Source organism: Bartonella grahamii subsp. shimonis (genome assembly GCF_036327415.1).
GTDB lineage: Bacteria > Pseudomonadota > Alphaproteobacteria > Rhizobiales > Rhizobiaceae > Bartonella > Bartonella shimonis.
On record NZ_CP123961.1, the window covers coordinates 1,529,033 to 1,551,687 of the forward strand.

18 protein-coding genes are annotated in these 22,655 nt (G+C 35.7%); 3 read left to right on the top strand and 15 right to left on the bottom strand.

What is annotated here, in order from left to right; genetic code table 11:
• Positions 1–1,036: 1,036 nt before the first annotated feature.
• The 5 genes from QHG57_RS06780 to QHG57_RS06800 form a co-directional block, all read right to left on the bottom strand.
• A complete protein-coding gene (locus QHG57_RS06780) occupies positions 1,037–1,540 on the bottom strand; it encodes a MerR family transcriptional regulator (RefSeq protein ID WP_330167647.1) in 504 nt (167 codons plus the stop codon).
• A gap of 185 nt (positions 1,541–1,725) precedes the next feature.
• Entirely contained in the window at positions 1,726–2,043 is a 318-nt protein-coding gene (locus QHG57_RS06785) for an integration host factor subunit alpha (protein ID WP_330167648.1), read from the bottom strand.
• 77 nt (positions 2,044–2,120) lie between these two features.
• Entirely contained in the window at positions 2,121–3,095 is a 975-nt protein-coding gene (locus QHG57_RS06790; RefSeq protein WP_330167649.1) for a beta-ketoacyl-ACP synthase III, read from the bottom strand.
• 49 nt (positions 3,096–3,144) lie between these two features.
• Positions 3,145–4,215 carry a phosphate acyltransferase PlsX gene (gene plsX, locus QHG57_RS06795; RefSeq protein WP_330168993.1) on the bottom strand — a complete coding sequence of 357 codons (1,071 nt, stop codon included), beginning with the start codon at positions 4,213–4,215 and terminating at the stop codon, positions 3,145–3,147.
• Positions 4,216–4,361: 146 nt separating this feature from the next.
• Entirely contained in the window at positions 4,362–4,919 is a 558-nt protein-coding gene (locus tag QHG57_RS06800; protein ID WP_330167651.1) for a YceD family protein, read from the bottom strand.
• Between the two features lie 220 nt (positions 4,920–5,139).
• Here QHG57_RS06800 and QHG57_RS06805 point away from each other — a divergent pair, with 220 nt between their 5' ends.
• On the top strand, positions 5,140–5,619 hold the full coding sequence (locus QHG57_RS06805; protein ID WP_330168826.1) for an outer membrane protein assembly factor BamE: 480 nt from the start codon (positions 5,140–5,142) through the stop codon (positions 5,617–5,619).
• Positions 5,620–5,696: 77 nt separating this feature from the next.
• Here the strand turns inward: QHG57_RS06805 and nusB are convergent, their stop codons facing one another.
• From nusB to glyA, 6 genes are all read right to left on the bottom strand, one after another.
• Positions 5,697–6,167 carry a transcription antitermination factor NusB gene (nusB, locus tag QHG57_RS06810; RefSeq protein WP_330167652.1) on the bottom strand — a complete coding sequence of 157 codons (471 nt, stop codon included), beginning with the start codon at positions 6,165–6,167 and terminating at the stop codon, positions 5,697–5,699.
• A gap of 2 nt (positions 6,168–6,169) precedes the next feature.
• The gene (locus tag QHG57_RS06815; protein ID WP_330168994.1) at positions 6,170–6,625 is read right to left on the bottom strand and encodes a 6,7-dimethyl-8-ribityllumazine synthase; all 456 of its coding nucleotides are present in this window, start codon (positions 6,623–6,625) and stop codon (positions 6,170–6,172) included.
• Between the two features lie 81 nt (positions 6,626–6,706).
• On the bottom strand, positions 6,707–7,324 hold the full coding sequence (locus tag QHG57_RS06820) for a riboflavin synthase (protein WP_330167654.1): 618 nt from the start codon (positions 7,322–7,324) through the stop codon (positions 6,707–6,709).
• A complete protein-coding gene (gene ribD, locus QHG57_RS06825; protein WP_330167655.1) occupies positions 7,306–8,433 on the bottom strand; it encodes a bifunctional diaminohydroxyphosphoribosylaminopyrimidine deaminase/5-amino-6-(5-phosphoribosylamino)uracil reductase RibD in 1,128 nt (375 codons plus the stop codon). The genes QHG57_RS06820 and ribD overlap by 19 nt, the downstream gene beginning before the upstream one ends.
• A complete protein-coding gene (nrdR, locus tag QHG57_RS06830; RefSeq protein WP_015856456.1) occupies positions 8,426–8,908 on the bottom strand; it encodes a transcriptional regulator NrdR in 483 nt (160 codons plus the stop codon). The genes ribD and nrdR overlap by 8 nt, the downstream gene beginning before the upstream one ends.
• A gap of 11 nt (positions 8,909–8,919) precedes the next feature.
• Positions 8,920–10,233, bottom strand: a complete 1,314-nt coding sequence (gene glyA / locus QHG57_RS06835) for a serine hydroxymethyltransferase (RefSeq protein ID WP_330167656.1) — start codon at positions 10,231–10,233, stop codon at positions 8,920–8,922.
• A 325-nt stretch (positions 10,234–10,558) separates the two neighbouring features.
• On the opposite strand from glyA, the gene argC reads away from it, so the two are divergent.
• Positions 10,559–11,491, top strand: coding sequence for an N-acetyl-gamma-glutamyl-phosphate reductase (gene argC / locus QHG57_RS06840; RefSeq protein ID WP_330167657.1), 933 nt, complete (start codon positions 10,559–10,561; stop codon positions 11,489–11,491).
• Between the two features lie 20 nt (positions 11,492–11,511).
• Here the strand turns inward: argC and QHG57_RS06845 are convergent, their stop codons facing one another.
• The 4 genes from QHG57_RS06845 to hfq form a co-directional block, all read right to left on the bottom strand.
• The gene (locus tag QHG57_RS06845; RefSeq protein ID WP_330167658.1) at positions 11,512–12,588 is read right to left on the bottom strand and encodes a COX15/CtaA family protein; all 1,077 of its coding nucleotides are present in this window, start codon (positions 12,586–12,588) and stop codon (positions 11,512–11,514) included.
• Positions 12,589–12,734: 146 nt separating this feature from the next.
• Positions 12,735–14,561 carry a hypothetical protein gene (locus QHG57_RS06850; RefSeq protein ID WP_330167659.1) on the bottom strand — a complete coding sequence of 609 codons (1,827 nt, stop codon included), beginning with the start codon at positions 14,559–14,561 and terminating at the stop codon, positions 12,735–12,737.
• Positions 14,562–14,705: 144 nt separating this feature from the next.
• Positions 14,706–16,049: a GTPase HflX gene (gene hflX, locus QHG57_RS06855; RefSeq protein ID WP_330167660.1), complete on the bottom strand. Its 1,344-nt coding sequence runs from the start codon at positions 16,047–16,049 to the stop codon at positions 14,706–14,708.
• Between the two features lie 54 nt (positions 16,050–16,103).
• Positions 16,104–16,343, bottom strand: a complete 240-nt coding sequence (gene hfq / locus QHG57_RS06860) for an RNA chaperone Hfq (protein WP_005773461.1) — start codon at positions 16,341–16,343, stop codon at positions 16,104–16,106.
• A gap of 652 nt (positions 16,344–16,995) precedes the next feature.
• Here hfq and QHG57_RS06865 point away from each other — a divergent pair.
• Complete coding sequence (locus QHG57_RS06865) at positions 16,996–21,555, top strand: hypothetical protein (RefSeq protein ID WP_330167661.1); 4,560 nt, start codon at positions 16,996–16,998, stop codon at positions 21,553–21,555.
• Positions 21,556–22,655: the final 1,100 nt, after the last annotated feature.

The window sequence follows — 22,655 nt, forward strand, 5'->3', positions numbered from 1 at the left end:
GTTTTTCGGTTTCATACATAATTACCGATCATCAGTAAAAATCACGTAATTACTCTCTACAAGGTGGATTGGTAAAAAAGTTGAATGTTAAGCTATGAGCCGTTTAAATGCGAAAATCATAGACAATTGAGTATTAATAATAACATTAAGTCTTTTACCTTTATAATAAAAAGATGGTGCTATGCTCATGGATAGTTACGATAATTATAGCAACATCAAGCAAGAAGACTGAAAACAAGATTATCTTTATTAATAAAAAATATGTGAAATTAGCTGAACAATAATATGTCTTATTTGTAAGACAAGTCCTTATAAAAAGGCAGTGTATTGATTTATAATGATAATATATCGTTATTCATATTAAATAAGGTTTCTCGAATATCATAGAATTCTTATTTAAAATATGTTTATGTTAAATCTATCAAAATCATTTTCTTGTACGAGACAAGCGGAATAAGTGTGTGGATAAAAATTATTGAAGAAGGACTTTAAAAATACCCACAATGAACCGACTCAAGTGCTAAGAATTGTTGTAATCATTGAGGGCAGGCAAACTATAATGCTGATGCCGACTTTCTCTTACATAAGTGTAAAAATAGTGGTATTCAACGGGTTTGCCATTGTATCATTCACGAGGCATCATGGTAAAATAAGCTCAAGGAGCCTTAAGAAACATCTCTTTAAAACAAGCACATGAATTGGTAACCAATGACATTCTACATCCCGCAATCTACACTGATGAGATATTGCCTTAACTTTTAAAAGCTAAATCAAAGAAAAATGGCAAAACTCAGCGTTTACTCTTTCTCTTCTTCATATTTTCCAAATTAAAAACTTTTATAAAAAACCGTTAAATCTACATATATAGGGTACATTACTCCTTGTTGAACATATAGATCTCTGGGCACATCTATAAAACATCTAAATATCTACGAAACACATTGGCGGACTAGATGTTAGATATTGATTTGTAAAAAAATTTAAAACATATATTTTGCTAAAAAAGAAACACATATAAAATATAAAAATATTATTGTTATCGTGCTCTATCAAGAACACGCTTACATTCAATGAGTTCAAACAGGATTTCTTGCAACAATGCTTTATCGGTTTTATCTTTGTAAAGATTCACAGAACCAACAGATGTTTCTCCCTCACTCCTCATGAAACTCAAAAGGCCAAAAGAAGATTTCTTAGACTTATTGCTAGCATTTTCAGAAGTTTGTTCTGCGTGTTTCTTCTCTATGACCACATTCATAGCATCAAGATCACCATTACCCAATGCAGTCACAAAAGCAACACCATTTTCTTTCAAAAGGCGTTGCACACCTTTTATCGTATAACCCTGATCATATAATAACTGCTTGATACCATTGAGCAAATCAACATCGACCGGACGATAATAGCGCCTTCCTCCCCCACGTTTCATTGGTTTAATCTGCCTAAAACGTGTTTCCCAGAATCTTAAAACATGCTGCGGAAGCTCCAGTAACTCGGCTACTTCGCTAATTGTGCGAAAAGCATCAGAGCTCTTATCCATTTTGCAAAACCTTATTTAAAACAAAATAAATTACTTTACAATGACTCATTCTGTCTCAATTTCTCAACAAGATTAGTCAAAAATAAGACCATCATTGACGACTTACTCAACAGTCTTTTTCTAAAAAACAAAGACCTCTATTTTATCATTTTTTTAACAAATACCAAATATACTATGGCATTTATTTATAACTTTTTCTGTCTTGCACGATGCGAATCTAAAATTCTCTGTTTAAGAACATTGGCAGCCTTAAACGTCACAACACGTCGCGGCGGAATAGGTGCTTCAACACCTGTTTTTGGATTGCGCCCAACACGCTCATTTTTACTGCGAACCTGAAAAGTTGCAAAAGAAGATAACTTAACCGCTTCACCTCTTACAAGTGAGTTGCAAATCTCATCCAAAACCAATTCGACTAAAGCTGCTGATTCAGTATGTGACAAGCCCACTCTTTTACAAACTACGCTCGCTAAATCTGCACGCGTTACTGTCTTACTTGTCATTATAACCACCTATTAAAATATTAAAAATTACAAAATGACTTATACGTTTTCTTCAAATATGGTCAAGTAGCCATAATTTACCAACGAATAAGAATTGCTCCCCATGTAAATCCACCTCCCATGGCTTCTAACATGATAAGATCTCCTTCTTTTATTTTTCCATCGCAAACAGCTGTTGTTAAAGCCAATGGAACTGATGCCGCAGACGTATTACCATGTTGATCAACGGTAATCACAACTTTATCTGGTGAAATTCCCAGTTTTTTAGCAGATGCTTCAATAATGCGCTTATTAGCCTGATGAGGTACAAACCAATCTAGTTGTGAAGAATCCATACCTGCAGCTGCGAAACAATCATCAACCACATCCGTTATCATACCGACAGCATATTTAAAGACTTCTCGTCCTTCCATACGCAAATGGCCTGTCGTTTGTGTTGTTGAAGGTCCACCATCAACATATAGCTTATCTATATAAGCACCATTAGAGCGCAGTTTCGCAGACAATATACCACGTTCAAAAGCAACACTCTCCTCAATTTCTTGTGCTTCCAAAATAGCAGCACCCGCACCATCACCAAACAAAACACATGTTGTACGATCTTCCCAATCTAAAATTCGAGAAAATGTATCAGATCCAATAACTAAAATTCTTTTAGCTGCTCCACACCGTAAATAAGAATCTCCTGTCGTTAAAGCAAAAATAAAACCAGAGCAAACAGCTTGAATATCAAAAGCAAATCCATGGCTCATTCCCAAAGCACTCTGAATTTCAACAGCAGAAGCAGGAAAAGTTCGATTTGGGGTGGATGTTGCTAAAATAATACAATCAATGTCTTTTGTTGTTAAACCAGCATTTGTAAGTGCTGCTTGCGCAGCCTCAACTCCTAAAGAAACAGTTGTTTCATTTTCACTGGCAATATAACGTTGGCGTATTCCTGTACGCTGAATAATCCATGAATCTGACGTTTCAACAAACTTTGCAATCTCATCATTTGATAAACTTCTTTTCGGCAAAGCACTTCCTACACCACGTATAATTGACCGAATCATTCAGCTCTTACCTTTTCTTCAAATTTTTCATTTCTATTATAAGAGCTTATCATAAGGGCTCCCCATTCATCACCGCTTCATCTTCTTGATTAAAAAGCGTTTCTTTATTCTCATGAAATCGCCGTAAATCAGCCGTTATTTTTTGTAAAAGTCCATTATTAACCATTTCATAACCAACGCGGATAGCAGAAGCAAAACCATTAGCATTAGCACTGCCATGACTTTTTATAACAACACCATTCAAACCTAAAAGCACTCCCCCATTCACCCTATCGGGATCCATTTTATGTTTCAGTATACGAAAAGCACCCCGTGATAAAAAATAACCAAGAGATGTTAAAAAAGAACTGCGCAGTGCAGTGTTTAAAATCTCTCCTATCTGTCGTGCGGTTCCTTCTGCGGTTTTTAAAGCAATATTACCAGAAAACCCCTCTGTCACAACAACATCGACTGTTCCTTTTCCAATATCATTGCCCTCAACAAATCCTTTATATTCCAATCCTTCTAATTGCACTTCACGCAATATCATTCCTGCTTTTTTTATTTCATAAAGTCCTTTAACCTCTTCCACCCCCACATTTAAAAGCCCAACACTTGGTCTTTCAGTGTGATATAAAGCTCGAAACATACCCGCTCCCATAACCGCCAAATCAACTAACTGACTAGCAGATGCACCAATTGTTGCTCCAATATCTAAAACGACACTCTCACTGCGAAGTGTTGGCCAGATACCTGCAATACCAGGACGTTCAGCCTCTGCTAGCATTTTCAAACAAAAATAAGACATGGCCATAAGTGCACCCGTATTACCAGCAGAAATGCAAGTATCAGCTTCACCATTTTTTACCGCTTCAATAGCGTACCACATTGATGATTTGCCACGTCCATTACGAAGTGCTTGGCTTGGCTTTTCATCCATACGTGTATAATTTTCTGTAGGACAAAAACACGATACAGAATCCAAACAAGGATATTTTTTTAAAACCGGACGAACAACCTCCTCTATTCCATAAAACAGAAAATAAATATTTGGTAAATATTTTTGTACAATTGCTGCTCCTGCAATAGCTGCTTCTGGACCGTAATCACCGCCCATGACATCCACAGAAATTCTAATCACGCTTGCATATCCCACATCTTTTCATTTACATCTTTAAACACATATTATGATTTTTGGCTTCTGAACACTCACAAAGCACATCTTGCAAAAATCACTCCGCAAAAAATACCTTTTAGCATACAAAAGATATTTTTATGTTTTTACAATCAGTTCCAATTTTTTAAAACAGAAAATGGCGAAAATTTTTGCTCTGCTTCTTCTAAATTTTCAACCATATTCATCTTTATCCCCTCTTTACGTGGATAATGATTAATAGACAACTCAAAAAACTCCTCCATGATTGCACCAATATCAATTTTATCGTCATAAAACACTTCAGGAGTATCAAAGCCCTCCGCATCTAAAAACAACTCTCCTGTATCCTCTGATATTTTGGGCTTCATCAAATTTGAATCTTCAGGAACAAAAACAACCTCAATATTTTCACAAAGGATATTTTCTAATGGTTCTAATGTAACAACACATAACTGTAGTATACGCGCTTGCAACAGACCTTTTATACGCACTCCACGTTTTTTCCACGGGAAAATATGGAATTTTCCCTCACAAGATTTTACTTCAATTAAATCATGGTTCTGAGCTAAATGTGTACATTCTTTTTTGTTTGCACAAAGATGAACCCTTATACCTTTAGCAGGTAGAGAACGTACAGACACTGGATAAACCAAAGCAAATGTCATTTGAGGAACATTTTGAACATTCATTGACAACTCCCAAACATAAAAACGCAAAAAGCACTGTGTTTTTATTTATCTCAAGTATTCATGCATTTTTTTCTTTTCTAAAGAAATTCTATATGGCATAATTTGCTTTATAACAGGGAAGCTCAGTGTAAGCTACGGTAGATTAAGCTAAAATTAGAAAAAACTTGAGGTTGCCTTCTTGTCCTACATCTCAGTAAAAAAGGAGATATCATTGTTTCAAATGCCTCACATAATAGCCTTAATCAAACGTGAACTATTGATTGGTCTATCAATAGCAAGCATAGGAATGCTTGCTGGCTGTAATCTTCTTGATTCTTCAGGCTCGAGCCAAATTTATAGAGAGGGCTATGTTCTTGATAAAAATGCTCTAAGTTCCATTTCTATTGGCTCAAGTCAAGAGCAAGTTCTTTTAACTTTAGGGACACCTTCATTAAAAACAAAATATGATAATGAAGTTTTTTATTACATTTCACAGACCCGCTATCGTGGAATGCAGTTTATGAAAACAAAGATTATTGATCGCAAAGTTTTAGCCATTTACTTCAATAAAAATAATCAGGTTGCAAAAGTTGCTAATTACGGATTACAAGACGGTCAAGTATTTGATTTTATTACACAAACAACACCAACTGTAACAAAAGAACATCCTTTCTTAATTCAAATTATAAAAGGTCCTGCGAATTTGCCACCCCATAACTAAATCATATAGTCTGTATACTGTTTTAATATTATTAGGTCTGATAATATCAGACCTAATAATAGGGGAATTTATAGCTCTTAGAGGCGAACTTTTTTTGCCATACTGTCGAGAACTGCATTAACAAGTTTTGGCTCATCACCTTCAAAAAACGCCTTTGCTATGTCGACATATTCATTCATGACAACCGCAACAGGAACATCTTTACGGTTGATCAACTCCCATAAACCTGCTCGTAAAATTGCTCTCAATATAGAATCAAGACGTGAAAGAGACCACTCTGCAGAAAGCTGTTGATGAAGCAGAGGATCAAGTTGCTTTTGATCTTTTACAACACCCGTTATGATAGCCAAAAACCATTGAAAATCAGCTTCAAGATATTGGTTTCCGTCAATATCTTTTCCCAAACGATAAGCCTCATACTCAACTGCCGTTTCCATCACTCCCGAACCCACAATATCCATTTGATAGAGTGCCTGAACTGCAGCGAGTCTTGCTGCTCCACGTTTATTGGCTGAACGCGGAAAATGTCTGCTTTTTATATCAGCCATATTTAACGATTATCTCCAAATCTCTTTTTTAGAGCGATCATACATAAAGTAGCTTCAGCCGCAAAACCACCTTTATTTTTGTCATCTAGTTTTGCACGCACCCATGCTTGTTCTTCGTTTTCAACAGTCAAAATACCATTTCCAATAGCCAAGTGCTGATGAACAGTTAAATCCATCAATGCACGACAAGAATTATTAGCAACAATTTCAAAGTGATATGTTTCACCCCGAATAACACAACCAAGAGCAACATAACCATCATAAGATATCTTATTTTGTTCAGCAAAAGCTATTGCACTTGGTATTTCTAACGCTCCAGGAACTGTTACAACATCATAACTTGCCTCAGCTTTTTGCAAAGTATTCACTGCACCTCTCAAAAGCGCATCAGAAATCCCCTCATAAAAACGTGCTTCAACAATCAATACGTGAGGCTTTTTACGTATCTCTTTCATCATAAGGAAATTCCACAAAAAACGAATCAAAAGAATCAAGGTTATAAAGCATAAAATTCTGAAAACAATCAATAGAGTTTTGGCTTATTCATCTTCTCTTTTTAAAGTTAAAAGTTTTGCTGCATAACGAGCAAGTTGATCAATTTCCAAATTGACCTGATCTCCAATTTTAGCTTGTCCCCACGTTGTCATTTCGAGTGTATGGCGAATAATAAGAACATCAAAAATACAATCCTCAACACCATTAACAGTCAAAGATGTCCCATTAAGTGCAATAGATCCTTTATTGACAATGAACGGCATAAATTGTCTTGAAGCTTTCAAATAAAAACGAATTGCATTCCCTTCATTTTTTTGATCAATGATTTCAGCCAATCCATCAATATGACCAGAAACCAAATGTCCTCCCATTTCATCACCCAATCGAAGCGAACGTTCCAAATTAACAAAAGTTCCTTTTATCCATTGTACAAGATTCGTTAAACGTAATGTTTCTTCCCACGCCTCGACAACAAACCAATTGGAATCTTCTTGTTTTAATCCCCGCTCTACAATTGTCAGACAAATTCCTGAACAAGCAATTGATGCGCCAATTGCTAGGCTTTCTATAGCATAGCGTGTAGAAATCTTTAAACGCATCCCCTGCTTTAAAGGTTGAACGTCTTCAACACAACCAATATCCGTTATAATTCCTGTGAACATAATGTTTTACGTCTCCATTTATAAAAACGGTCATTTCCAAACATTCTTGTCTCAATCTCATGAAACTGCGAAAGATAATTTCCAAAATGAGGGGCCTCAATACGATTTTTTCCTAAAATAACCGGGGTATGAAAACATATCAAATGATCAACACAACCAGCATTCAAAAACTTTTCCCCTGTCTTTACGCCCCCTTCCAATAAAACACTATTAATCCCATGTTTATAAAGCATCTGTAAAAGAGCAAAGGGCTCTACACAACCATTGTTCATCTCTACCGAATAAACAGACACACCATATTGCTCCAATGCCTTTTTTTTGCTTTTCTTTGAAAGATCCACATCACAAATAACCCATGTAGGAATTTTTATGGCTGTTTGGACAACTTTTGCATCAAGGGGGATAGATAAATCTGCATCCAAAATAATACGAATTGGTGAGCGCATCTCCATCCCTGGCAATCGGCAATTGAGTTGTGGATCATCTGCTAATATAGTACCAATACCAACGAGGATAGCATTATTTTGAGCACGTAGAATATGCGTATGGGCATGAGAAAGTGTTCCACTAATTTTTACGCCGCCCCTCTCTCTTTTTCCAACACCATTATCGGCAGAAATTGCCATTTTAAAAGTGACTGCACAGCGTTGTATCTTCCTTATGCACCAATGCATCCATAAGGATTCAAAAGCCTCTTCAGCTAAAATGCCCTCAACCACTTCAATACCTGCCGCTCGCAAAAGAGCAATACCATGACCATCAACACGCTTGTCACAATCAGTCAGTGCAACAACAACTCGAGAAATACCTGAATCAATAAGTGCATTCACACACGGCGAAGTTTTTCCATAATGCGCACAAGGCTCTAAAGTAACATAAGCAGTCGCTCCTTGAGCCAAAGAACCAGCCATGTGTAAAGCTTGCACTTCCGCATGAGGACTCCCATGAATGGCTGTTACGCCATAGCCAACAATAAATACCCCCGCATTATTATCGTTTCGCACAATTAACGTACCAACGGAAGGATTCTCACCTGTAAGGCCGACATGACGTTCTGCTAAACGAATAGCCGCAGCCATAAACCGTTCATCTTGCACTTTTTTATTCATCAAAACGAGATTCTGTATCCGCAATACCCTTTGACAATTCATCTATAACATCGTGAAAATCGCTTGCATTACGAAAATCTCGATACACAGAAGCAAAACGAATATAAGCAATATCATCAATTCTTTTCAATGCTTCCATCACAAGATGTCCAATTTTTTCTGAAGCAATCTCTGGTTCTCCCAAACTTTCAAGCTGGCGCACAATGCCAGAAATTGCTCGTTCAATATGATCAGGATCAATATTGCGCTTACGTACAGCCACATCAACTGATCGCATTAACTTATCACGATCGAATGGTTCACATCGTCCACTTTTTTTAGCAACCAAGAGCTCACGTAACTGAACACGTTCAAAAGTTGTAAAACGACCACCACAAACGGAACACACACGGCGGCGACGAATCACTGCCCCCTCTTCTGCTGGACGTGAATCTTTAACCTGTGTATCCTCATATTGGCAGTAAGGACAACGCATTTTTTGTGTCCTTAACGAGTGCTAAGATAAGAGTAAAGAGGAAATTGATTCGTTATATCTTTTACCTTTTTCTCAACAGCCATTTCAACGGCATAATTATCTTCATCACTTTTTGCGCTCCGAAGACCATCAAGAACTTCTGAAATCAGATGACCAACTTGTATAAACTCTTTTTCTAAAAAACCACGCGTTGTGGCAGCAGGTGATCCCAAGCGAATTCCCGATGTTATAGATGGCGTTTCAGAATCAAAAGGAATACCATTTTTATTGCAGGTAATATGAGCACGTCCCAAAGCCAATTCAGCACGTTTACCTGTTAGATTTTTGGAACGTAAATCAACCAACAACAAATGATTATCTGTACCACCAGAAACAATATTAAAACCATTACTCTGTAATATCTTTGCTAAAGTTTTCGCATTAGCGACAACATTGGCACTGTAACTCTTGAAAGAGGGACGCAAAGCCTCCTCAAACGCAACAGCCTTTGCGGCAATCACATGCATTAAAGGACCACCTTGAAGACCAGGAAAAATTGCAGAATTAATTTTTCTGGATAAAGCCTCATCATTTGTCAATATTAAACCACCACGAGGACCTCGAAGCGACTTATGTGTTGTTGTTGTTACAATATGCGCATGTGGAACAGGTGAAGGATGCACGCCACCAGCAACAAGACCGGCAATATGAGACATATCCACGAGTAGATGAGCATCAATCTCCTCTGCAATTTCACGAAATCGTTTCCAATCCCATAGCCGTGGATAAGATGATCCACCCGCTATAATAAGTTTGGGCTTACGTTCTTTTGCAAGCTGCTCAACTTCATCCATATCAATAATCTGATCTTCTTGACGCACACCATAGGAGACAACATCAAACCATTTTCCTGACATATTAACAGATGAACCATGCGTAAGGTGACCACCAGCATTTAAATCTAAGCCCATAAATGTATCACCAGGCTGAAGTAAAGCTAAAAAGACAGCTTGATTCATTTGGCTACCAGAATTAGGTTGTACATTTGCAAAAGCAGCACCGAAAAGCTGTTTTGCCCTTTCAATGGCTAAATCTTCAACGACATCAACAAATTGACATCCGCCATAGTAGCGCTTTCTTGGATAACCTTCTGCATACTTATTAGTTAAAACAGACCCCTGCGCTTCAAGAACCGCTCTTGAAACAATATTCTCTGAAGCAATCAGCTCAATTTCATGTTGTTGACGCTCAAACTCCCCTCTAATTGCATCAAAGATTGCAGCATCAACAGTTTGTAAATTATCATTAAAAAAGCGCTTTTGTGCGTCATTTTCTTGCTGAGTCATAAAACACGTTCCTAACATAAAAAAATAAAATCACTAAACGATAACACAGCAAACCACGCAAACCAAACATTTTAAACCACTTACTTACACTCAAAAATAATGATGCAAATATTTATCTTATTCTTTGTTATAAAAACAGCGAAAAACTTCCCTCTCAAAAATGGTAAAAAATGAGATTACATTTCTTCTTTTACACTCTTATTTGTTTACACCTTTTACAAAAAATATCTATAATCTAAAGAAATTCAATAATTTAATGATTAAAAATAATTTATAATGTGAAAAGCTGAATATAATAGGTAAAGTTAATACAAGGCAAATAAGAATGCTAACCAAAGTTTTTATTGATGGTGAACATGGCACAACTGGACTACAAATACAAAAACGCTTAGAGAGGCGTACAGATTTAAAACTACTCTCTATTGCTCATAAAGATCGCCATAATATTCATCTGCGACGAGACTATCTTAATCAAGCCGATATTGCTATTTTGTGTCTTCCAGATGATGCTGCACGCGAAACAGTTCATTGGCTTAAAAAAAATAAAAATATTAGGATTATTGATAGCTCAACAGCCTACCGTGTTGCACCAGACTGGGTTTACGGTTTTCCTGAAATGACAGTAGGACAAAGAAAGCGTATCCAAGCAGCACATTATGTAACCAATCCCGGATGCTACCCTACCGGTGCCATTAGTTTGATTCGCCCGCTCCGCGAAGCAGGACTGCTAGACGCCCATTATCCCATCTCGATTAATGCAATCTCCGGCTATACTGGTGGTGGAAAACAGTTGATTTTACAAATGGAAAATCAATCTCAACAAAATATTCAAGAAAACTATTTTATCTATGGCCTTAATCTTGAACACAAACATGTGCCAGAAATCAAAATCTATGGACAAATCAACCAAACCCCACTTTTTATACCAAGTGTTGGGCGTTTTCCCCAAGGAATGATTGTGAATCTTCCACTGCATCGCCATTTATTTACAAAATCAGCAAACTGTTCTGATTTGCGCGAAATTCTCGCAAACCATTATGATGGACAAAATACCATTTTAGTTGCATCACAAGAAGAAACTGCTTCACTTCAAAGACTTAATCCAGAGTGCTTAGCCAATAAAGATGATATGAAACTGTTCGTATTTGGAAATGATCGTGAAGGTATTTTTAATCTCAGCGCTATATTCGATAATTTAGGAAAAGGCGCATCAGCTGCGGCTATCCAGAATCTCGACTTAATGCTTTCAAGCGACTAAACCTCCCTACACACAAACTTTTATTCAACAACGCGATATGCCCCTTTCGTTGCTCGCCAGTGCGCAACTGCAAAACATAACACTGCGAGTGCCATACTTTGATGAATAAGCCCTAAACTTATCGGAACCTCATGTAACAGTGTTAGGATTCCCAAAAATGCTTGGATAATAATCATAACACAGATAAGAAATGCACGACGAGAATGGGTTGAATGTGGAATATTTTTTTGTACATAGAAAGCATGAATAACTGAGACAATAAATAAAAAATAAGCAAAAAACCGATGAATAAATTGAACCATTAAGGAATTTTCGAATAAATTGAGCCAAACAGGACGATGCTGCAACAATCCATCAGGAATAATCTGCCCATCCATAAGAGGCCATGTATTATAGACTTTTCCAGCATGAAGCCCTGCAACCAAAGCTCCGAAATAAATCTCTATCAAGACGAGAACAACAAACCAAGCCGCAAAATATTGCACCTTTTTATTTGCTGGCTTTTCTGAGTATTCTGCAAGTCCTCGAGATAAATAAGTAACAAAAACAATAACAAAACATGCTGTTATAAGATGAAATGCCAAACGATATTGGCTCACACTTGTTAAATTACTTTGCCCAATCCCTGAAGCAACCATCCACCAACCAATAAAGCCTTGAAAGGCGATAAGAATAGGCACGACAATAAGTGGGAGTAAGATATTTTTTTCAACACGCTTAGTTGCCCAAAACCAAATGAGCCCCAATAAAGCGACAAGACCAACAAGACGCCCAAGAACACGATGCGCCCATTCCCACCAAAAAATGACCTTAAAAGCACTTAAGGTCATATCAGGATTAAGAAGCTTATATTGTGCTATCTGTTGATATTTTAAAAATTCCTCTTGCCATTGATCCACACCAATCGGGGGAATAACGCCGTGTATTGGCTTCCATTCCGTTATAGATAATCCTGATCCCGTCAAACGAGTAGCGCCGCCCACTAAGACAATTGCTAAACAAAGCAATAAAATAGAGTAAAGCCACACCTGTATTTGTTTTCTATTTTTCTTTTGCACAGGCGTTAAAATGCTATTGTTTAATCCCTTTACTGCCATCTCTGATTGCCCCACGCTTCTCTCCAACTACAATGCATTTAAAAATTTAAACATTAAATCTTTGTGTATTTTAGTATGTACTATAACTTTAGCAAAAAACAAGCGTACCACTATAACATGCGATACATATTTCTTTTTTACAAAGTTTATGATGCAACAACGTGATAAACAGTCTTTGGAAAGCTGCTTACCATCCGCATCATCCATTCTTGTTCATTAAAAACAGTATTACAGATATAATAGTCTGTTAGCTCTGCAAATTGCTTAAATCCATATTTTGGTTCGCTTGCCATCTCTAGGATGATAAAATCATATTCTTTTTTAAATTCTTGTAATATATGAGAAATGTCATTTGAAAAATCTTGTGCAGACATAGCACTTGTTAACCCCTGAGGGAGAATATCAACCCCCGTATCATAATCACGGTAAATAACATCATGCAACTGGGCATTGCCCGTTAAAATATCACTCAGTCCGCGATGTGGACCAATGACTTTCTCTATTTGTTGACCAGAAATATCGACCAACAAAATTGTTTTGTTCTCTTTTGTGAGATGAAGTGAAAGCTTTGCCGCTGTCCGTGCAGCCTCTGGTCCAATGATTGAAATAATGGTTGAAGCACGCCATTTCAAAACATCAGATAATCCCTCTATCGTAATAAAAGCTTCAAGATTTTTCATTTCTTGAGAAACTAAAATACTCTCATTCTTCTTGAAAGCATTTTCTTTTGATCTCAAATCCTCTTCTGAGAACTGATCTTTTTTGCTCTTAAAGCACGGATAAAATAACAATATTCCAAGCAAAAGAGTAAGGCAGCTAGCCAATACACTCACAAGAATATTTTTTCCATAAAGAGCCATAAAAGAAATTGGTGCTAACGTTGTTGGTACAACCACATGGATATTTGTATTTTGTAAGAGAAGAGGATCATCACTCAATCTCCGATATGAACCAATACTTTTTTCTCTTCGTTGAGTAAACTTGCTCATCACTTTATTTTGTGCATCAACCGCTGTTTTTATTTTATTTTCAAACTCGTTAAATATTTCATTCAAAGATTGGGATTGATCTTTTACAAAAAAGTTCATTCTTTTTTTGAGCTGTTTTTCTAATTCCGTTGCTATAACTCCATCTGAATGAACTTGATAAACGATTTGTAAAATTTTATTTTTTAATTGTTGAGAAACTGTCTCTAATTCCGCAGTCATTGCTTTAATTTGAGGATGTGTCCACCCCAATTGCGTCGCCATATGTGCTCTTTGCGTTTCCAAAAGATCACGTTTAGATTCCAAAGCAACAATTGCTGAATTACCTGCAATAAACGATAAAGACAATAAAGACTGCCCCTTTTCACGCATCATGTTAATCGTTGAATTCAAACTTGTTAAATGAATACGCTTCAAAGTTGCTTCCGTTAATTGCATAGAAAGATCATGAAGCTCTGTTTGTTTTACACCATGCTGAATAAAAGAATCAACAGATGTACGAAATTCCTGCACGATATTAACGATTGCAGTATTATCATATTGTTTGTCTTCTAATTTATCATTTAACAAGAATTGTTTCTGTTTTATGATTGCTTGTGAAAACGCGGAAAACCAAGTTTCCACCCCATGTTGAGCTGCTTCAAGTGTCTCAGCTTCAAAAGTAAGATTGATAAAATCACCATGACGCGATAAATGGATATTTTCATGATTTTTTTTCTTATAAGAAGCAGTTAAAGAAAAATGCGAATCATCGAAGAATATAGGCTGTGAACACAAAAAAGCGATAACATTGTCTTGCTTTTCGATTGGTAATGGTTTTCCTACAGAATCAGATAATGAAAATATTAAAGTTGCTTGGTAACCCCGAGGCTGGATAAAATAATACAACCAAATCAAAGATACACATAGCATTTGTAATAGCCAAACAATCAAAATGCTTCGCCATACGGTACGTACGAATAGCCTTTTATTACACTTAAGACTCATCTTTATTTTAACCAGCAAAATACTTCTTCATATTGTTTTATTAAGAGAAAGTAGTAACTATCCTCTTAACTTGCTGTCATATTATTTTCAGGTAATAAAAACATAAAATTTAAGCACAAATGTTCAGCAATAGCTTTAAAGAACTTAATTCATATTTTTTTTGATGCTCTCTAATTGTTTTTTTGCTTCAGCAGTAATAACGGCTCTAATGGTAACAGACCCATCATCATGTCCTTTTTGCACTATTTCCGCAGAGTTTTCATAAAACCAATCGATAAGCGACATTTCATGAGGTTGTAAAAGATATTCAATGCTTTGCACCTCTCCAAAAATTCTCTTTTCAATGGCTCTTAATAATTGATCGAGTCCATCCCCCTTAAGTGCTGATACCATGAGAGCAGGATTTAATCGTGTTTTTGCGCTTGTTTGTAAAACATTCAATGCCTGCTCATCCAACATATCAATCTTATTCCAAACTTCTATGATATGCTCCATATCATCAATATCGATATCAAGGCTTGAAAGCACTTCTAAAACATCTTGGGCATGTGCACGATGATCAAGATCTGACATATCTCTTACATGAAGAATGAGGTCCGCTTCAACCACTTCTTCAAGGGTTGCTCTAAAAGCTGCAATCAAATTTGTTGGCAAATTAGAAATAAATCCTACAGTATCAGACAAAAGAATAGTTTTTCCATGGGGAAGAACAACTTTGCGCAAAGTCGGATCAAGAGTTGCAAATAACATATTCTTTGCTAAAACATCTGCATCGCTTAAACGGTTAAAGAGAGTTGATTTTCCTGTATTCGTATATCCTACCAGTGCCACAACAGGATAAGATGTTTTTTTCCTTTTTGCTCTATGAAGTGCCCGTGTTTTAATAACCGTTTCCAATTCGCGGCGAATACGAATAATTTTCTCTTGTAAAAGACGCCTATCTGCTTCAATTTGCGTTTCACCAGGTCCACCTAGGAAGCCACGCCCCCCCCGTTGCCTTTCCAAGTGTGTCCAACTACGCACAAGTCGCCCTTTTTGATAAGACAAATGCGCTAACTCTACTTGCAAAACTCCTTCTTTTGTTCGTGCACGATCCCCAAAAATTTCAAGAATCAAAGCCGTTCTATCGATAACTTTGCAATTCCATAATTTTTCTAAATTACACTGCTGTACTGGCGTTAAAAAATGATCTACAATCGCAAGCTCAATAGAATATTCATCTATATAACAGGTTAACGCGTCTACTTTACCTTTTCCAAAGAGAGTCGCTGAGCGAGGCGTTGCAATATTAATCGTTTTATAATTAACAACTTCTAACCTTATAGCACGCGCTAACCCTAATGACTCTTTAACACGAGAAGATATAGAACACTCTCTCAAAGAGCTTTGACTTCTATTTTCTTGAAAAATCGGTATCAAAACAAGTGCGCGCACCTGTCCTGTATTCTGCGAAAATGCCCCTCCTAATCTCTCATTTTCATTTATCATAGCAATCTAAGTACTTTTAAAATGGGATAAGAGGTCTATCTTAAAATGATATGTTTACTCAGGACTTTCACCCTCAAACATCTGTACAGGCTGTCCGGGCATAATCGTAGAAATAGCATGCTTATAAACCAATTGCGCGTGTCCATCTCGGCGCAAAAGAACACAAAAATTATCAAATGAAGTTACAATACCCGTGAGTTTAACGCCATTGACAAGAAAAATTGTAAGGGAAATTTTTTGCTTACGTACCGTATTTAAAAACACATCTTGCAGGTGTTGTGATCGCTCTGCCATTATTCTTACACCTTCATCTCAATTGCATAAAATATTCGTGCATGCATATCGACTGAAAAATATCCAATTGTCAACGTAGAAGCTTCAAAATTCAGCAACAAACAACTGAAATTAGAGAAAAAACGGCTCTTTGAAGCAATAATAAAGTACAACTTACAAAAAACTATATTAAATTAAAAATTTTTCTACGTTTACTTTATTTATGAGCTTACAATTCAAAGGTACACTTTTATGCATCCTAAGCTATTACAGACTATATGTGATGATGAATCTGCTTCGTTTAGAATCAATAAAAATAAGCGGACAACATTTATTAATGATCATCGGTATTAGAGAGAGGCATTCGCACTTTACTGTATATATAATCGCTACTAAATTGTCCTTATTTCAAAGACTACCGGCTTATAAAGTTTTTTATAAACACAAGTTGTAAACAGTATTTTTGTTTTTGTTAGATTCAAATAATAAATTGTTTTTACTATATTTTATAACATTTTTAAACAGGGTATAAGAGGCCGCATTAACTTTATCTTGATAAGTTTTTAAAATTTTTCCCTAAGCATATTTCTTTCTAAATAATTAACAGCTAGTATGTAGAAATTATTTGGAAGAGGACGTATCCCTTTTCCGTCTGTAAGAGTACGAGGCGAGTATGGCACGTAGAACCAAATTGCAAACATTTGAAGTTGAAGTTGAAGAAGCCCTCACAAAAGCTATGAACTTTGATTTCGAGGACACAGGATTTGAAACGATATCATCCAATAATTCTGAAAATGTTGTTAATGTCGATGATCTGATTCAAAAAATTGCAATGGCAGAAGAAGAATTTTTTGCTGAAAACGGTACGTCAACTTTTGTTTCTAATATTCATGATGAAGCCGTTATTGATAAATCCGTTGTTGAACAGCTTTTTGCTCCAAAACCTTCACCTGATATTTCAGGTGGAACTGTTCATAATACATTGTTGTCTACAAAACTTCTTCCTGCAAATGATGATATAACAACCCCTGTAAATTTTGGACACTTAAAGCAGCGTTCTTCCTCTCGAGTCTACTGGTATACAACAGCGCTTAGTGCTTTATGGGCAACGGGAGGAGCTTTTATTGCACATAAGCTCGCACCTACCGGACTCAGCTCCTTATCCAATATCAGCACTTTTGTTACATCCCCAACAGGACTCGCTGTAGCAGCCGGAACAGCAATTCCTATCCTTATATCTTGGGGAGTTGCTCAATTAACAAAACGTTCAAACGACTTGCATAATATTGCTCTTCTTATGACAAATGCTGCACAGCGCCTTAGTGAACCGCAACATTTATCTGAAAAACAAGCTATTGCTATAGGGCAAACCATTCGTGAAGAAGTAGCAGCAATGAACGAAGGTATTGAACGTACCCTCGGACGTGCTGTTGAACTTGAAGCAATCATACAAGGTGAAGTTCACAACCTAGAACAAGCCTATGCTGAGAATGAATCACGCATTCACACATTAATCAAAGAATTGAGTAATGAACGCATCGCCATTTTGAATCACGCAGATCGCGTACAATCAACAATTAAAGGAACCCAAGAACAACTGAGTGATGAATTTGGTTTAGTTACCTCTAAAATTGTAACCAATGTTGAAAAGCTTACACAAACCCTTTCTCAAACTTTACAAAAACAAGGTGAAGACCTTGTTGAAAAACTTTCCTATGCCGGTGATGGCATAACAAATCAGCTTGTTGAAAAATTTAACGAAACAACAACACAAATTCAGCAGAAAAACACAGAATTTTTTCATGAATTAGGAAAAAACTTCAATGGTTTTTCAAAACGACTTGATCATAATGAAAAACAAATAGAAAAAACCTTTAATGAAACAGCTGAAAAAGCGGAAGTACATGTTGCTAAAATTGCAACACATATACAAGCAGTAACAGATCAAACTTTGCACGCTGTCGATGAAAAGTTTAAGGCCTTGGATAAAGCTCTTATTGATCGTAATAATCAATCTCTACAGAATTTTGATGAGAAGATCTTAAAGCTCGACGACCAAGCACATAAACTCTCTTCTAAATTTGATAACGTAACCTCGCAAGCAATTGGAGCCTTTGAACAACGTTTAGCAACTGTTGATCTTTCTCTCAAAGAACATAGTGATTCCATCATTAATTCCTTTATAGAACGCAGTCAGGCTTTAGAGGATAATGCTGAAAAACTTGGTAACTTCTTGGAATCTCACGTCTTGAAAATAAATGAAAATCTCCAAGAAAAAACAGCAGACATTACCCATGCATTTACAAATGGACGTGAAGCTATTCTTTCTGCAATTGATAAAAGTAAAGAAAGTCTGAAAGAAGAAATTCAATATGTAGACAATGCCATTGTTGATATCATACAAGAACGTTCACAAGATTTTAAAGTGCAACTTTCTGATCAACGAGCTCTTATGGCAGATATGCTCGATAACGAGAAGAATAAAATTGCGGATACATTAAAAAATCAAATTGATGTCTTATCCAAAAATACTTCTCATATTGAAAAAGTTTTAGCTGATAATGTTCAAGTCGTTGATAAACAAGCTGAAAATCATATTACAAGCATCATTCAATGCACTGAAAAACTACAAAATGTCATTGTACAAAGCTGCAATACAACCCAAGATGCTTTAGAAGCACAAGCAAGAAATATTGATATCCGTGCCGATGCCCTGCGTGACTCTTTAGCTATTAATAGTTTTTCTCTCAATGAAGTTCTTGCCGATCAAGCACGCACACTTGAGCAACGCATGGAAACAATCCATAACCTCATTGCAAAAAGTGATATACGTGTCGATGTTGCATTGAAACAACAAATAAATTTAGTTGAAAGTGCAATTGTTGCCAATAATAAAAACATTACTGAAACGGTTCAAGATCATATCAAAAACCTTGAAAGCCATGCCGAAATTTTAAAGAATACTCTCTCTCAATCGAGTGGTGTTTTCTTTGAAAACCTTGAAACACGTATGGTATCATTCGATACAGATCTAGAAGATCGTGCACACAAAATTTTTGAACGAACAACAACGCTAGAGGAAACATTATCTAAAAAATTCAACCAAATCTGTGAAGCTATTGATATGCAAACATCTGTTATTGAGGAACGTTCTGATACGTTAAAAACGTCTCTCATGCTTAATAATGAGCAAAGTCAGATAATTCAACAAGTGCTGGAGAGTAGTGTTGACAATATGCGTGTAACCTTAGAAGACTCTGTTAATACAGTTACAGATAATCTGCATAATAAGCTTATAAAAGCTTCTGATATTCTTTCTTCTACGGGTGAACAAATTCTTTCATCTGTTACAAATGTTACAGCACAAGCAGAAAATATTCTCTCAGAATCAGGCAATCGCATTGTATCAAATGTCAAAAAAACTGTTTATGATACCAGTGAAAAAGTTCTGTCCGTTCTGTCTGAACAAACAGCACATACTGTTGAAGCTTTCGCAACAGCCAGTCATAATGCACAAGCATTATTGAATGAAACTATTCATTCATCAACAACAGCAATAGAGCAACTCCTTCATGAACGCTGTGATATTCTTCATCACTCTATGCAAAATCTTAAAAATAATTTAGGACATCAACTCTCTGATGTAACGAGCCGTCTGGAAGATGCAGGAAATCAAACAACAACACAAATTTCAGAACATATTGGAAAAATAACAGAGCTTACAAATCACTTAAATCAAGCAGCGCAAAATACGACAGAATCTATTGATTCTTTAACACAGCATATCGGTGAACAACTCTCTCTCTCCACACAAGATGCCGAACAAAGAATTTATGTACATAATGAATCTTTAGTGAATAGCTTAACCAAAGCTAACTCTGAAACACTTCAAACAATAACGATTATGAAGGAAGAGCTTATTAATAATGTCTCATCCATCTTAACACAGTTGAATAAATCAATTTACAATTTTAACGAAAATAGTAGTGTTTTATTGTCAGCTGTTCAAAATATTGATGATCAGTTTAATGAGAGTACGAATAATTTTTTCCGCAACACGAACCAAGTAGCAGAGCGTTTATCAGCCTCAAATCAAGCACTCAATAATAATGTTGAAATTCTACAAGGACTTTCAAAGAATACCTTTGAACAAATTAATCATATAACAAGCAGTTTTGGTGAACATGCAAAGACACTTTCCCAAACTATTCATGTTCTTGAACAATCTGAAAATTCACTTAGTACGACACTTGAAGAAAAACATAATACGCTTTCCGTATTAAGTGATGCTCTTGTTTCGAAGTCTCATGAAATTAATCAAATGATTGGGCATTATGAAAAAATCTTCAACTTAGCACTTGAACGCTCTGATAAGAATGCGCGTAACTCCACAAATTCATTCCAACAATCACTTAATAGGCTTGTTAGTGAAGCATCGACGCGTTTTTCAGAAGCAGCAGAAGATATACGTCGCTCCGCCGATGAAGTTCGTTTAGAGCTTTCAAAGATTAATAATGATATCAATGAAAATGTTAAAAAACTTCCAGAAAAGACAAAAGAAACAACACAAACTATTCGCACAGCTTTGAATGAACAGATTACAGCGTTACAAGATCTCGTCAGTGTTATACAAAATAATCAAAAGGGCGCAAAAGGACAGCTGATATCGTCATTTCCTACATCATCAATGCTTAATCAAAGAAGTGACAACTCCCCTGAGTCCATTAAAAAGATTGTACCACCTAAGCCTATTTTGCAACAAGATCAAAGCAAAAAAAGACCAAATAAATGGGTGTCAAATCTCTTAGAAAGAGCTTCACGTGAAGAAACATTTTATGATGACGCCCCAAATGATACTGTTTTAACATCAGTGCAAACAAAACCACGTCCTGCAAACTGCTCTCTTAACTCATTAGCTTCTGGTATAGTGCAAGCTATTAATCACAATGCCATTGTTGAGCTATGGGATCATTATCAACGTGGACAAAAAAACATCGTAACAGAACGCCTTTATACCTTGAATGGAAAAACAATATTTGAAATGATTAAGAGAAAATATATGAGCGATTTTGAGTTTAAAGGTTCAGTGAATCAATATGTTTCTGATTTCGAAAAGCTCTTACGTGATATATCGCGCAGTTCTGGTTCTTCCAGCTCAGTTCGCAAATACCTGATATCAGATACAGGAAAAGTTTATACTATGCTTGCTCATGCAAGTGGTCGAATCCAATAAACAAACAAGAAAAGTGGAAAAAATATCTTTTTCCACTTTTTTTATCTCTCCAGTTTTTTAATCATTCATCATAGAGTACTTTGCTTTCAACTGTAGCTTTTACTTCAAAGGTTGAGATAATTGGTATGCAGTTTTCTTTGATATCTTAAGCAATAATTCTAAAGAAGCATAATGACTTATCAAACAACATATCATCCTAAGAATAATAAGGCATATTTTTTATTTCCTTATCTTTTTCTTAACCCTTTATTTTTCATAGTTTCATAAAGGTACAAAACCGGTAATATTATTTTTCTAATTGTAAAAAACTTTCATGCTTTTGTATTAAAAAAGCTCATAGAAATATTTATATTTATTTTTAAATGTTTTTTATTCACATATTACTCTCATTTGAATTATGTAAGTCAATATTTTTTATTATATTAGATGAATTTGAAATAAATCTTATTGTATTAAAATTTCCCATTCAACATATGAAATAATGCATGATAAATTATAAAGAAAAGCGTTATGCGGAATATATGATTTTCATGTATAAAGTCCGCAATTACAGCCATTTTAGCCACATCTTTGTTTATTAAAATACATAATTGTCAGTATATAAAAAATACAGCTTTCACTATCAAGAATCCAATTGAGCAATAAACAACACAACTGCCATTCTCAACATCCCAATCTCCTTTAAAATAGCTGAATAAACAATTTATAAATTACAAATTGTTATTTAAAATTTCTTCTACCTCCGTATAAAACTTTAAATAAAATATATATTTTATAAAAAACGGATGAAATTAATAGGAAACACTCTTCTGTTCTTTCCTTATTTTGTAAACATTGCAAAAAAATAATAGCTTGATAATGTAATCGTTAGAAAATATTTTATTTTTTTGTAAACTAATGAATTTTTACGAGTTTTGTTAAGGAGAGAAAAACAAATGTGCTGCTATCAATAAAATTATTCATGCACACAAACAAAAAGAATCATCAAACTGGTTTTACGATCCAGAAGAATTTACTCATGCTCTTGCATTTTGATATTCAGAGAAATGAGAATCTATTAGTGGACAAAACCTTATCGTAGATGGAACATCTCATATACA